We start from the raw sequence: 13,576 nt of genomic DNA, 5'->3' as shown, positions 1-13,576 counted from the left end.
TGTGTGCGAAAATGGTGATTTTCGAGTACCGGAGCGGAGCGTACTATTAGTACGTGAGCACCGGAATGTAGAAAATCGCCATTTGCAGCCACACAGGGCGACTTTTGGAACAGGCTCTTAGGCTGGCCGTGTCAATCGCAAGGCTAGCGATACTTTATTGATATTAGCTCCCCTCGCCGCCTTGTCGTCGGCCTTTTTTAGTGGGCTTTTCCCCTCTCCCTCCCAAAGAAATCCATCGTCACCAGCATGCGCTTTCGCACGCCGCAACGCAATTCATTGTCTGGAGAACAGAATGACTGACAACCAAGCACGTTACCTCGTCATCAGCGGCGGCCCCGGATCGGGCAAGAGCACGCTGATCGATGCGCTCGAACAGCGAGGTTTTGCGCGTACCGTGGAAGCCGGACGCGCCATCATTCGGGATCAGGTTGCCATCGGTGGCACGGCCCTGCCCTGGGACAACCGCGCTCTCTTCGCCGAACTCATGTTGTCGTGGGAAATGCGGTCACATCACTTGGCACAGCGCCACTCCGGGCCGGTCTTCTTTGATCGCGGCGTGCTGGATGTGATCGGCTATCTTTCGCTCTGCGGCTTGCCCGTGCCTTCGCATATGGAAGCGGCTGCGCAGCAGATTCGTTATAACAAAACAGTGTTTCTCGCCCCGCCATGGCCCGAGATTTTCGGGCAGGATGCCGAGCGCAAACAGGATTTCGATGAGGCTGTGCGAACATTCACAGCGATGGAAACAACCTATCGCCGGTTCGGATATGAAATCGCGCTCCTGCCGAAAGCTTCGGTCGAGGAGCGCGTTGAGTTCATTTTGACAAAAATGCCGTCAGTTGTCTTCTGACGCAGACGGCTTTTCTTCTTCGCTATCGGCCGCCGGTTCTTCTGCCGCTTTACGATCCGCAGCCTCGCGGCGGTTCCAAGCAGCAAGGCTGAACGGCAGGAAAGCCAGATAGACCAGAGCCGTCAGGCTGAGCGTCTGCCATGTGAAGCTCATCAGGAACGCCACATAGACGACCACGCAGAGGATCAGCGGCATGACGATATCGCGGCGCACAAGACTGCCCGCCGATTTGCCGTTATAGACCGGCAGGCGGCTGACCAGCAGGAACGCGATAGCCACTGTATAGATGGCAACACCGAAGGCCAGACCGCGCGAAGGCGTCAGGCCGAGGAAACCGAGATAAACCGGCAGCAGCACCAGCATGGCGCCAGCGGGCGCAGGCACGCCGATGAAATAGTTGCTCTGCCAAGCAGGACGGTTCGGGTCTTCCAGCATCACATTGAAGCGCGCCAGACGAAGGCAGCAGGCAATCGCATAGAGAAGACCGGCAATCCAGCCGAAAGAACGCGCCTGATCCAGCATGAAAGCATAAAGCACCAGCGCAGGCGCAACGCCGAAATTGACGATATCGGCGAGTGAATCCATCTGCTCGCCGAATTTCGACGAGCCTTTCATCATGCGCGCGACACGTCCGTCGATGCCGTCGAGGAATGCCGCGACCAGCACCATGGCGACGGCCAGTTCAAAGCGGTTTTCGAAAGCAAGACGAATGCCGGTCAGACCGGCACAGATGGCCAGAACCGTGATGAGGTTCGGAATAACGATACGCAGAGGTATCTGCGACAGCTTTGGGCCGCGGGATGAATCCACGCGGCCATTGGGCTCAAAAGGCGGAAAGGGTGTTCCCATGTTCTATGCAATCCGGACAACGGGTTCGCTGCGGTTGCTGCCGTAATCGGCAAGCACCGTTTCACCGGCAACAGCCGTCTGACCCACGGCAACGCGCACCGTCGCATCGGCAGGCAGATAAACGTCAACGCGGGAACCGAAGCGGATAAGGCCGAAACGCTCGCCGACCGACAGATCGTCATCCTGGCTCGACCAGCACACGATGCGGCGCGCTACCAGACCGGCGATCTGCACCACGCCGACTTTGCCATGCGGGCTTTCGATCAGAACACTGTTGCGTTCATTTTCGGTGCTCGCCTTGTCCAGTTCCGCATTGAGGAACTTGCCCGGGCGATGCTCGACCTTGACGATCTGACCACGAACCGGCGAACGGTTGATGTGCACGGAAAAGACATTCATGAACACGGAAACGCGCGTCAGCGGCTCGAGGCCCAGATCAAGCTCCGCAGGCGGAATAGCCGGACCGACGAAAGAGACCTTGCCGTCAGCCGGGCTGATGACGAGATCGTCGTCCATCGGCGTCACGCGTTCGGGATCGCGGTAGAAGTAGATGCACCAGACTGTGAGCACCATACCGATCCAGAACAGCGGGTTCCACAACCAGCCAAGGATCAGCGAAACTACGAAGAAGCCCGCTATGAACGGATAGCCTTCCCGGTGAATCGGCACAAAAGTGTTGCGGATAGTATCAGTCAGGCTCATCGCTTGTTCCTCGTATTTAGAGCGCATCCGATCTGGCTTCACCAGACCGGCACTCTAAATCGTTGCTCGGGCCGCATTTATGCGACGCCAAATGTTCCCATTTGGCCGCAAGATGCTTTAGCCGTATGTAGCGCATGACTCCCGGAATCTCAAAATGCATTTCGCAATTTATGCACGACTGTCAGGTGGCGTGATCACTCCGCCGCAGGCGTTCCGCGCACAACCACGCCCATATCGTCGCTCTCGCGAACCTGACGCAGGCGCTCTTCGGCCTCGTCGGCCTCGCGCTGGCGATCCCACATCGAGGCATAAAGGCCCTTGTGCTTCAGAAGATGACGATGCGTGCCACGCTCGGCGATCAAACCGTCCTTGAGCACGATGATTTCATCCGCACCGATGACCGTCGAAAGACGGTGCGCGATGACCAGTGTCGTGCGGCCGCGGCTGACGATATCCAGCGCCGACTGGATTTCCTGCTCAGTCGCCGTATCCAGCGCCGAGGTCGCTTCATCAAGGATCAGGATCGGCGGCGCTTTCAGGATCGTGCGTGCGATCGCGACGCGCTGCTTTTCACCGCCTGAAAGCTTCAGCCCGCGCTCGCCGACCATGGCCTTGTAGCCATCCGGCAGATGCTGGATGAAACGGGAGATCTGCGCCATTTCGGCTGCCTTCTCCACCTCTTCCTCGGTCGCATCCGTGCGGCCATAGCGGATATTATAGGCGATGGTGTCGTTGAACAGCACCGTATCCTGCGGGACCATGCCGATGACCTTGCGCAGGCTTTCCTGCGTCACGTCACGCACGTCCTGCCCGTCGATTGTCACCGAACCCGACTGGATATCGTAGAAGCGGAACAGCAACCGGGAGATCGTGGACTTGCCTGCGCCCGAAGGCCCGACAATCGCCACCGTCTTGCCTGCCGGAACCTCGAAGCTGATGCCCTTGAGGATCGGACGGTTGGAATCATAGGCAAAGTGCACGTCGTCAAAGCGGATCGCGCCCTTGTCAACCTGCAGCGGCTTGGCGCCCGGCTTGTCGCTCACTTCCTGCTTCACATCGAGCAGGTCGAACATCTGTTCGATATCGGTCAGACCCTGACGGATTTCGCGATAGATGAAACCAATGAAGTTGAGCGGAATGGAAAGCTGCATCAACAGCGCATTGATGAACACGAAGTCGCCGATGGATTGCGTTCCGGCGCGCACTTCCAGTGCCGACATCACCATGACAATCGCCATGCCCACGCCGAAGATCACTGCCTGACCGAAGTTCAGCCAGCCGAGCGAGGTCCAGGTCTGGGTCGCAGCCTTTTCATAACGCGCCATGGAAGCATCGAAGCGCTTGGCTTCCATCGTCTCATTGCCGAAATACTTCACCGTTTCGAAGTTCAGCAGGGAGTCGATAGCCTTGGTATTGGCGTCCGTATCGGAATCATTCATCTCGCGACGGATGTTGATACGCCAGTCGCTCGCCTTGATGGTGAACCACGTATAGAACCAGACCGTCGCCGCAACGACCACCAGATAGGAAATGCCGTAGGAGACCGCGAAGATCACCGCCGTCATTGCAAATTCCAGAATGGTCGGCAGCGTGTTGAGAATAGTGAAGCGGACGATGGTTTCGATGCCCTTCGTACCGCGCTCGATCACGCGTGACAGACCGCCCGTGCGCCGCTCAAGATGAAAGCGCAGCGAAAGCTGGTGCATATGCACGAATGTGCGATAGGCAAGCTGACGCACCGCATATTGGCCGACACTGGCGAACAAGGCGTCGCGCAGCTGGTTGAGACCAGCCTGCACGATCCTCGATCCGTTATAGGCCACCACGAGCATGACCGCACCGGTCAGGAAAAGCGGCACATAGCCCGGCGCATGCAACTGTCCGTTCAGCGCATTCGTCGCCCATTTGAAGAAATAGGGAACGAGAATGAGAACGATCTTCGAAATAACCAGATAGAACGTCGCCCACACCACGCGCATGCGCAGGTCTGGCCTGTCCTCCGGCCACATATAGGGCCAGAGATTGCGCAGTGTCTTGAATGTTTCGCCGGATTCGGCAGAAACCGTTTTGGAGGAACTCATCAGGCGTTCTTTCGGGTCAGATCATAACGTGCAACAACCACCGGCGAATGCGGCAAGGTGGGTGCGAATGGCATTGATTTGCTGCCAGTTGACGCTGTAGCGCGAAGACTGGCGTTCGGGTCGATAGTCGATCAGCCTTGCGGTCACAAGAACCTTCAAATGCTGGGAAACGGTGGATTGGGCGAGATCAAGCCTGCCGACAATATCCTTGCAGCAGCAGGCGTCCTCAAGGATCAGTTGCCGTAAAATGGCGATACGCACGGGATGGCCCAGCGCAGCATAAATCCGCGCGGCATCCTCGTCGCCTTTCGCCATTGAGCCAAGATCGGCTGCGGCCTGATCATTCATGGAAATCTTCATCGTATATCGACGATATACGATTATACCTTAAAGCACAAGATTTCGCGGCGTCTTTTCCAAAAAACGCCGCGAAAGTAAAAACAAGCTATCGTGATTATTGAGTAGCACGACAATTGCAAATGCGTCAGGCCGTGGCGAGACGAGTGATTTTCGAGCACCGGAGCACAGGAAATTGCGCGTTGCAGACCGGCATCACGAAGAATGCAACTTTAGTGGTAGAGCGGAACCTGATCAGTTCTGCGGTTACTGCGTCTGGCGCTGCACTTCCTCGTCGCCCAGCGGCTCCTTCGGCATGTGGAACACCTGTCCCGGCCAGATAAGGTCAGGGTTTTTGATCTGCTCACGATTGGCAAGATAGATGGTCGTGTAGCGCGTGCCCTTGCCATAGGCGCGCTTGGAGATCGTCCACAGATTGTCGCCCCGGCGGATGATCACCGAACCGTCAACCTTTTGCAGCGCGGCCTTGTCCTCGGCGCCTGCCTCCGCCGTACCGCTGCTTGCGGGAGCAACTGCCGAAATATTGGCGCCAGCCTCGCGGCGGAACGGCACGCGCGCCGTAGCAATGACACGGTTCGCATTGTCGAGAAGATCGGCGCGAATGATGTAATCAGCCACAGCAAGCGGCTGTTTGCTCTGCACGAGGAAACGGCCTTCCGGCGTAACAGTGCTGGAGCCGATCAGAATATCATTGGCATGAACGATCACGCGGTTTCCGCCCTTGGCATTGCCGGCCACGAAGATGGCGTCGCCTTCGATTTCCACCGCTTCGATGGCAATCGGCAGTTCTTCGGCAGGCTTGGCCTGTGAGGCCCCGCCTTCGGTCGGTGCTGTTGCAGCACCCGCCGCACCGTCTGCCGGTTGCGCCGGTGCAGTTTCTGGCTTGGTGATCAGACGGCTTGCTTCGCCCGGCTCTTCAACCAGCGCCAGAACCTGTCCGCCTTTTGAATCCGGCACGGAGACGATGGCCGTCTGGGCAGACGTGGCAACCTTGTCCTGCCCCGAGGCGCGGAGCACAAGCTGATGATCGCCTGGCTTCAGCGGCTGATCCAGCACCACGACGAAATCGCCATTGGCACCTGCCTTGGCTTTGCCCACGACACTCGCGCCAGCCACGACTTCGACATCCGAATTCGGCATGGCCTTGCCGGCAATCACCACGGAACCATCCGGCTCTACGCGCAGTACGTCGAAGATCGGCGTCTGGTGCTGCTGTTCCGGCTCAGCAGCGGCCTGATCGGCAGGGGCCGTCGGCTTGTCGGCCTTTGGCGCAGCCTCGGCAGATTGCACTGGCTTTGGTGCCTCTGTCTGAGGTGCTTGCGGCTGTGCAGCCTGCTGTTCGCCGCCGGAAGCAGCGGGCGCGGAAACACCAGCCTTAGGTGTTTCCGGCTCTGTCTTCTTTGCATTCCAGTAAAGGCCAAGCCCGACAATCACGGCCAGCAGGCCAGCGCCAAGCAATCCAAAGCTATTCTTCTGCATTTCGTTTCGAGACCCACGCCAGAGATTAGCGCGTTTCCAGTTAAAACGAAGACGTTGAAACCGCGCTATCTATTTTTTCTGCGCATTATCCAACGCAAAACCGCTTCGCACTTTTGCTGAAAATGCTCATTAGAATGGGTTTATAGCTTTTGGCTTCCCCCCACAACAAATCTGCACTGAATTAGCAAAAGGTACGAGGTTTTTTCTTAGCTTGCTTATTGTTCTGCACAGCTTGTGGGCTTTTCCTGTTCCGGGTCGTCCATGAGGTTGTAAAGACTGGCCTCCTGGCCCTTTGTCCACCAGACATAAACGCCGCCCGCATATTTTGCGCCGGAACCGGACAACACATTGGAAGCGATGACAGTTTCATCGTCCAGCTCAAGCTCTGCGAGCGAAATGTCACCGGCATTGTAATAGGTTACGGACATGTCCTTTTCGCCGCATTTATAGAGGACGGAATTGGTCGTTACCGCCGTATCGTCCGGCAGCTTGATGGTGATTTCAGCAGCCGACGCCGCCGAAGCGGTCAGGGACAGCGCAAAAAGCGCAACGGACAGTTTTACTGAAGACAACATTTTCAAATTCACTCCAATTTGATTTGCAAAATAAGACCTAGAAGACCGGCCCTGAATGTACAGGACATGAACGGATTTTACGGCCCTGCGGCGTGACGCCCGACTTGACGCTCACGCATCAAAAGCCCAAAAAAGCACTATGTCTGAGATTCGATCCATTTGCGTTTATTGCGGCTCTTCCATGGGCCAGAACCCCATCTATCGCGAAGCTGGCCTTGCCCTTGGCCGCTCCATCGCCGAGCATGGCCTGCGCCTTGTCTATGGCGGCGGCACAAGAGGCATCATGGGTGCGGTGTCGCAAGGCGTGATGGAAGCTGGCGGCGAAGTCACCGGCATCATCCCGACCTTCCTGCTCGACAAGGAAGCCAGCCTCGAAAAGGCGGAACAGCTGACAGAGCTGGTCGTCGTTGGCGATATGCACGAGCGCAAGCACCTGATGTTCCAGAAATCGGATGCGTTCGTCACCCTGCCCGGCGGCATCGGCACGGTCGAGGAAATCGTGGAGATGATGACCTGGGCGCAGCTCGGCAAGCATCGCAAGCCGATGGTCTTCGCCAATATCAATCAGTTCTGGCAGCCCATGCTGTCGCTGCTCGACCATATGCGCGCGGAAGGTTTTCTTCATACCGCTCATCAGGTGCAGCCGCTGGTGATCGACAAAGCGGAAGATATCGTGCCCGCCATCCTCGCCGCCAATGGCAAGCCGCGCGAAGGCAACCCGGAAATCATCGAGAAGATGTAAGCCCTGCCCTCGCGAGAGCAGCTTTCTTATTCGTTACGCACTGAACCATCTGTACCGCCGTACAGGTGGTTTTTTGTTGTTTGCACGCCGCTGTCTCTCCACCGCTGCCCTTGCGATAAGCGGCTGGCCATGCCACATTGAAAAACGTTCAACCATATGGTTGACTATTCCTATGAATGACGTATATTCAACCTTACGGGTGAATAATGAACGATGATGCTCTGTCACATATTCTCAAAGCCGTCGGAGACGCTACGCGACGGCATATCTTGACGCTGCTCGTACAGGAAGGCGCTTCAAGAGTGACTGCACTCGCCGCTCATTTCGACATGTCGCTCAACTCGGTCTCCAAGCACATCAAGGTGCTTGAGGAGGCAGGGTTGGTCACCCGCAAGACTTTGGGCCGCGAGCATTTCATTGCCGCCGAACTCGAACCAGTACGGGAAGTGGAAAACTGGTTCGCGGAACTGAAGTCTGTCTGGGAACTGCGCCTGACGGCGCTGGAGGATGTACTCGTTTCAAAGGAACAGGAAAATGAGTGAGCTTGAACTGACAGTTAATCGCAGGATCGCCGCTCCACGGGAGAAGGTTTTCAACGCATGGCTCTCGCCAGTGACGCTGGCGAAATTCATGCGCGCATCAAGCGACAGCACCGGTCCGTCCGATGTCAGCACCGATGCGGTGAAAGGCGGCCGCTTTTCCATTTTGATGCATATGGTCGACCGCGACGTGCCGCATTCGGGCACCTATCTGGAAATCGATCTACATTCGCGTCTGGCATTCACCTGGAATTCGCCGCATTCGCTGGATGACAGCGTGGTAACGATCGACCTGAAGGAAGTGGACCCAAACACCACGGACATCACGCTGAAGCAGGTCAAATTCCGCAGCCCCGAAGCACGCGACGGCCACATCAAAGGCTGGAGCGTCATTCTGACGAATTTCGACGGACTGGCCAACTGACCCTGCCGATAGAAATAAAAATGCCGGGCGCTCTGCCCGGCATTTTGTTCGTGCGGATAACATCACGATAGTAGCAGATACCCTGTCGGATCGGCTGGACAGATACCGCCACCACATTGCAGCAATGTGGAAACGCCATTCGCGACCGTGAGAACCATGAACAATGCGATCGGCAGGTAGACTGCAGTTCTCATTGTGAGAGCTGGCTGCACCTCACCGAACTGGCGATCAAACAGCAGCATGATCGCAGCGCCGGTGATCATGAGCGCGGATATGATGAAGACCCAAGTGTAAAAATGCAGATCGAGGAAGGCGTTACCATAAGCGCCCGTTCCGGGAACAATATGCAAGAGAACATGCCGGGCTGCGACAGATCCACTGATTGCAGCACCCAAAACGATCAATCCGTAATGGCTCGGGCGCATGCCAGTCTTAAGATTCAGCACGAGACCGAACCCGGCCGCGATGATACCGGCGCGCTGCAAGATGCAAAGCGGGCATGGAATATTCCCTTGGACGATCTGATCAGCAAACGCGAACAAGAGCGTGAAACAAACGGCTGACAGCCCGATAATATTGAGCCAGATCGAATATTTACTGGTCATTTTTTTCCGTATCACAATGCAATATTGATTGAATCCGTGGCATGCAGGCTGAACAAAGCCAAAATGCAGACGACACCACTGCCCCAGAATGCGAGCGCGATGGCCCGCCTTCTAAACCAGGTCGCAATCAGGCCAACAAAGAAGAGAAAAAAGGAAACACTCATCATCGCAATATTCAGTTCTCAAAAATTCATAGGAAAGGAATACGCATTGATTCGCATTCCACGGGAAGACCGTAGAACTAATGCAAATTCGGTGTATTTTGAAAGTCGCAGAATAGAGGTCGCATAAAGCAGCCCCTAAAAATTACTGATTACATTCTTGAGGAAATCGATCGGCGGTCAATCCGTTACTGGTCAAATGCCAGCAGAAAGGATTGCCACCTATTTCTTCACCAGCGTCACAACTGCTTCCACATGCGGAGACCACAAAAACTGGTCGATAGGCGTGACAAGCTGGATGCGATAGCCGCCCTTCACCAGAATGGCGAGATCGCGCGCAAGCGTGACCGGGTTGCACGACACGGCAACCACCTTTTCCACCTTGGACTTCGCCAGTTCCTGCGCCTGTTCTTCGGCGCCCGCACGCGGCGGATCGAAGACAACGGCGTTGTATGGCAGCAATTCCTTTGGCATCAGCGGGCCGCGGAACAGGTCGCGCCGTTCTACGCTCACCGGCTTCAGGCCCTGTACATGGCGCACGCCACGATCAAGCGCCGCCAGAGCAGCCGCATCGCTTTCCACCGCATGGACCGCACTTTTCTCTGCCATTCTCAGCGCGAAAGTGCCGACACCGCAGAAAAGATCGGCGACGCGCTTTGCCTTGCCGACATGGTTCAGCACCAGCGCCGTCATCGCCTCTTCAGCTTCGGCGGTTGCTTGCAGGAAGCAGCCGGGCGGCACCGAAACCGGAACCTTACCGAAATGGATCAACGGCTTTTTCGGCTCGACGATAATTTCGCCCTCATGCGAAAGGCGTGCAAAGCCCTTCTTGATGACAAGCGCAGTCAAGGCGCGGCGCTGGTCGTCATCCAGCACACCGCAACCGCTTGCAGCAAGATCAAGGCCGGATTCCGTCAGTGTCGCCGCCAGTTTGAACGGCTTGGAACCCGGCGCCAGCAATGCGCCAACATCGCGCAGATCGTTGAGGCGCGAGATGATTTCCGGCACGGTGACCGGGCATTCGACAATGTCGATGATTTCATGGCTGAGATGGCGATTGAAGCCGAGCAGAACGCCCTTCTCCGTCTTGCGCGCGGCAAAGACGGCGCGGCGGCGTGTATGCGGCGCGCAGGCCACCAGCGGTTCAACTTCAACATCGATGCCCCTGCCCTTCAGGGCCGAGACAACCAGTTCGCGCTTCCACAGACGGTAGGGTTCATCCTGCCAGTGTTGCAGCGCACAACCGCCGCAGGCTTCGAAATGCTCGCAGGCCGGATCCTGCCGTTCCGGCGAGGTTTCCAGTAATGCGATCAGCGTCGCGCGGTTCTTGTCGCGCGCCACATTGGCCACTTCGCCCGGCAGCGTGAAAGGCACATAGATCTGACCGTCGGGAAGATTGGCGACGCCATCGCCGCCCGCACCAATCGAGCGGATATTAATTTGCGTCGTCATTGGTCTTTCTTTCCTGCCAAGAGATATTCACGATTGCCATCACCACCTTCGATGGGCGACGGGCAAAGGCCGAGCGCGCGCCATCCAGGCTGCGTCTCAAGCCAGAGTTTGAGTTCTTCTGCTATGCGTTCGCCGTCCGCAGGGTCACGCAAAATGCCGCCCTTGCCGATTGCTTCACGTCCTGCCTCGAATTGCGGCTTCACGAGAAGCGCGCAGATAGCATCTTTTTGCGCAAAGGCCAATGCCGGGGGCAAAGCGAGCTTCAGCGAGATGAAACTGACATCCGAGACGACGCAATCAATGTCGCGCCCGTCGAGATGGGCCAATTCCAGCGCGCGGGCGTTGACGCCCTCCTTGTTGGTGACGCGGGCGTCAGCGCGCAGGCTCTCATGCAACTGGTCGTGCCCGACATCGATGGCGATGACATGGCTTGCACCGCGTTCCAGCAACACCTGTGTAAAGCCGCCAGTGGATGCGCCAATATCCAGCGCCGTGCGCCCTTTGACATCGATGTCGAAATGATCGAGCGCCGCGATCAGCTTCAGCGCCGCGCGCGAAACATAGGCGCTGGCGGGGTCGTCCACCGCGATTGCAGCATTCTGCGCCACCGTCTGACCCGGCTTGGTGACCGCTTTACCATCCACCTTGACGGTGCCGCGCTGGATCGCATCGCGAGCACGCGAGCGCGTGGCGAACAATCCGCGTTCGACCAGCAGTTGGTCAAGGCGCGGGCGACTATCGGCAGATGGTACGCTCATGAGATCACGCCCTGAAATCAGGCACGGAACGGTGTCGCGATGGCTTCCCGACCGAGCGCGGAAAAAACCGTGTGCACGATACCGGCGCGGTCGAGACCTGCGCTGGCATACATTGCATCCGGCTTGCCGTGATCCTGATAGAGATCAGGCAGCGTCAGCGCACGAACCTTCAGGCCGCGATCCAACAGACCGTCGGTGGCGAGGAATTGCAGCACATGCGAGGCAAAGCCGCCCACCGCGCCCTCCTCGACCGTCACCAGCACTTCGTGTTCACGGGCAAGACGGCGGATCAGATCGTGATCGAGCGGCTTGGCAAAGCGCGCATCGGCAACCGTGGTCGAAAGACCGGCGGCGCCCAGCTCATCGGCAGCGGCAAGGCATTCCTGCAAGCGTGTCCCGAAGGACAGTAGCGCCACCTTGGTGCCCTCGCGCACGATACGGCCCTTGCCGATTTCAAGCACCGAGCCGCGTTCCGGCAATTCGACGCCAACGCCATCCCCACGCGGATAGCGGAAGGAAATCGGGCTTTCGTCATATTCGGCGGCGGTGCGGACCATATGGCGCAATTCAGCCTCGTCGGACGCGGCCATGACGACAAAGCCCGGCAGCGCGGCAAGGAAACCCGTATCGAAGGAGCCTGCATGAGTGGCGCCGTCGGCACCCACCAGACCAGCGCGGTCGATGGGGAAACGCACCGGCAGGTTCTGGATCGACACGTCATGCACGACCTGATCGTAGCCGCGTTGCAGGAAGGTCGAATAAATGGCGCAGAACGGCTTGAAGCCCTCGCTGGCGAGACCCGCCGCAAAGGTGACCGCGTGCTGTTCGGCAATGCCCACATCGAAGGTGCGCTGCGGAAACACTTCGCCGAAAAGATCAAGCCCGGTGCCGGTCGGCATGGCGGCGGTGATCGCCACGATCTTGTCGTCGTGACGCGCCTCCTCGATCAGGCTCGTGCCGAAAATCTTGGTATAGCTCGGCGCATTGGCAGGCGGTTTCGCCTGCTTGCCGGTGATGACATCGAACTTGTTGACGCCATGATATTTGTCGGCGGCAGCTTCCGCAGGCGCATAGCCCTTGCCCTTCTGCGTCACCACATGGATCAGCACAGGGCCCTTTTGCGTATCGCGCACATTTTTCAGCACAGGCAGAAGATGGTCGAGATTATGCCCGTCAATGGGGCCGACATAATAGAAACCCAGCTCCTCGAACAGCGTACCGCCGGTGAAGAAGGCACGCGCATATTCTTCCGACTTCCGTGCCTTGTCCTGAAGGAATTTCGGCAGCTTCTGCGCCACCTGCTTGGCAGCTTCGCGAACGCTGCGATAGGTGCGGCCCGAAACGAGGCGCGCCAGATAAGCGCTCATCGCCCCGGTTGGCGGCGCAATCGACATGTCGTTATCGTTGAGGATCACGATCAGCCGCGCGTCCAGCGCACCGGCATTGTTCATCGCTTCATAGGCCATGCCAGCCGACATGGAACCATCGCCGATGACGGCAATGACATTGCGCTTTTCGCCGGAAAGATCACTTGCAACGGCCATGCCGAGACCGGCGGAAATCGACGTCGATGAATGCGCCGCGCCGAACGGATCATATTCGCTTTCGGAACGCTTGGTGAAACCGGACAAGCCGCCTTCCTGCCGCAGCGTGCGAATGCGGTCGCGTCGACCGGTCAGAATCTTGTGCGGATAGGCCTGATGGCCGACATCCCAGATGATGCGGTCATGCGGCGTGTCGAAGACATGATGCAACGCAACCGTCAGCTCGACCACGCCCAGCCCCGCGCCCAGATGCCCGCCTGTGGTGGACACGGCGTCGATCAGCTCGGCGCGCAATTCTTCCGCTAGTTGCGGCAGGTCCTGCTCCGGCAAAGCGCGCAGGCGATCCGGGGTCGGCACCTTGTCGAGCAATGGGGTCGTGGGTCGGGACATCGAAACAACCTGTCTTTGGGATTATCTGGATTGGTCGTCGGTATAGCAGCATCGTGGCCAGATCAAGC

Annotated in this window: 15 protein-coding genes; 4 read left to right on the top strand and 11 right to left on the bottom strand. The window is 57.8% G+C overall.

Translation table 11 applies throughout. From position 1 onward, the window contains the following. The first annotated feature begins 292 nt into the window (after positions 1–292). Positions 293–850, top strand: coding sequence for an AAA family ATPase (locus tag ACTJKP_RS07770; RefSeq protein WP_440630232.1), 558 nt, complete (start codon positions 293–295; stop codon positions 848–850). Here ACTJKP_RS07770 and pssA read toward each other — a convergent pair. The 6 genes from pssA to ACTJKP_RS07740 all read right to left on the bottom strand — a co-directional run bounded on the left by pssA (position 836) and on the right by ACTJKP_RS07740 (position 6,893). Then, a complete protein-coding gene (gene pssA, locus ACTJKP_RS07765) occupies positions 836–1,699 on the bottom strand; it encodes a CDP-diacylglycerol--serine O-phosphatidyltransferase (RefSeq protein ID WP_078338046.1) in 864 nt (287 codons plus the stop codon). The two genes, ACTJKP_RS07770 and pssA, sit on opposite strands and share 15 nt — an antisense overlap. Before the next feature lie 3 nt (positions 1,700–1,702). Continuing rightward, positions 1,703–2,428 (bottom strand): phosphatidylserine decarboxylase, encoded by a 726-nt coding sequence (locus ACTJKP_RS07760; protein WP_440630231.1) that lies wholly within the window; start codon positions 2,426–2,428, stop codon positions 1,703–1,705. A gap of 167 nt (positions 2,429–2,595) precedes the next feature. After that, entirely contained in the window at positions 2,596–4,482 is a 1,887-nt protein-coding gene (locus ACTJKP_RS07755) for an ABCB family ABC transporter ATP-binding protein/permease (protein ID WP_440630230.1), read from the bottom strand. A 21-nt stretch (positions 4,483–4,503) separates the two neighbouring features. After that, entirely contained in the window at positions 4,504–4,842 is a 339-nt protein-coding gene (locus ACTJKP_RS07750) for an ArsR/SmtB family transcription factor (protein ID WP_078338043.1), read from the bottom strand. A 243-nt stretch (positions 4,843–5,085) separates the two neighbouring features. Then, positions 5,086–6,318 (bottom strand): Ig-like domain-containing protein, encoded by a 1,233-nt coding sequence (locus ACTJKP_RS07745; protein WP_440630229.1) that lies wholly within the window; start codon positions 6,316–6,318, stop codon positions 5,086–5,088. 215 nt (positions 6,319–6,533) lie between these two features. Next, positions 6,534–6,893: an MliC family protein gene (locus ACTJKP_RS07740; RefSeq protein WP_440630228.1), complete on the bottom strand. Its 360-nt coding sequence runs from the start codon at positions 6,891–6,893 to the stop codon at positions 6,534–6,536. 139 nt (positions 6,894–7,032) lie between these two features. Here ACTJKP_RS07740 and ACTJKP_RS07735 point away from each other — a divergent pair, with 139 nt between their 5' ends. The 3 genes from ACTJKP_RS07735 (at position 7,033) to ACTJKP_RS07725 (ending at position 8,598) form a co-directional block, all read left to right on the top strand. Continuing rightward, complete coding sequence (locus ACTJKP_RS07735; RefSeq protein ID WP_078338040.1) at positions 7,033–7,635, top strand: TIGR00730 family Rossman fold protein; 603 nt, start codon at positions 7,033–7,035, stop codon at positions 7,633–7,635. Between the two features lie 206 nt (positions 7,636–7,841). Beyond that, a complete protein-coding gene (locus ACTJKP_RS07730; RefSeq protein ID WP_078338039.1) occupies positions 7,842–8,177 on the top strand; it encodes an ArsR/SmtB family transcription factor in 336 nt (111 codons plus the stop codon). Further along, positions 8,170–8,598, top strand: a complete 429-nt coding sequence (locus ACTJKP_RS07725) for an SRPBCC family protein (protein ID WP_440630227.1) — start codon at positions 8,170–8,172, stop codon at positions 8,596–8,598. The genes ACTJKP_RS07730 and ACTJKP_RS07725 overlap by 8 nt, the downstream gene beginning before the upstream one ends. 62 nt (positions 8,599–8,660) lie before the next feature. Here the strand turns inward: ACTJKP_RS07725 and ACTJKP_RS07720 are convergent, their stop codons facing one another. From ACTJKP_RS07720 to dxs, 5 genes are all read right to left on the bottom strand, one after another. Continuing rightward, positions 8,661–9,203, bottom strand: coding sequence for a disulfide bond formation protein B (locus ACTJKP_RS07720; protein ID WP_440630226.1), 543 nt, complete (start codon positions 9,201–9,203; stop codon positions 8,661–8,663). Between the two features lie 11 nt (positions 9,204–9,214). Then, entirely contained in the window at positions 9,215–9,370 is a 156-nt protein-coding gene (locus ACTJKP_RS07715; protein WP_440630225.1) for a DUF5993 family protein, read from the bottom strand. 216 nt (positions 9,371–9,586) lie between these two features. Beyond that, positions 9,587–10,816: a class I SAM-dependent RNA methyltransferase gene (locus tag ACTJKP_RS07710; protein ID WP_440630224.1), complete on the bottom strand. Its 1,230-nt coding sequence runs from the start codon at positions 10,814–10,816 to the stop codon at positions 9,587–9,589. Beyond that, the gene (locus tag ACTJKP_RS07705) at positions 10,813–11,574 is read right to left on the bottom strand and encodes a TlyA family RNA methyltransferase (RefSeq protein WP_440630223.1); all 762 of its coding nucleotides are present in this window, start codon (positions 11,572–11,574) and stop codon (positions 10,813–10,815) included. Before ACTJKP_RS07705 ends, ACTJKP_RS07710 begins: the two co-directional genes overlap by 4 nt. Positions 11,575–11,591: 17 nt before the next feature. Beyond that, positions 11,592–13,508, bottom strand: coding sequence for a 1-deoxy-D-xylulose-5-phosphate synthase (gene dxs / locus ACTJKP_RS07700; RefSeq protein WP_151590346.1), 1,917 nt, complete (start codon positions 13,506–13,508; stop codon positions 11,592–11,594). Positions 13,509–13,576: the final 68 nt, after the last annotated feature.

It is taken from the genome of Brucella sp. 22210 (assembly GCF_052045675.1).
GTDB lineage: Bacteria > Pseudomonadota > Alphaproteobacteria > Rhizobiales > Rhizobiaceae > Brucella.
The sequence above is the reverse complement of the archived record's forward strand: the minus strand, read 5'-3'. Positions and strand labels throughout refer to the sequence as shown.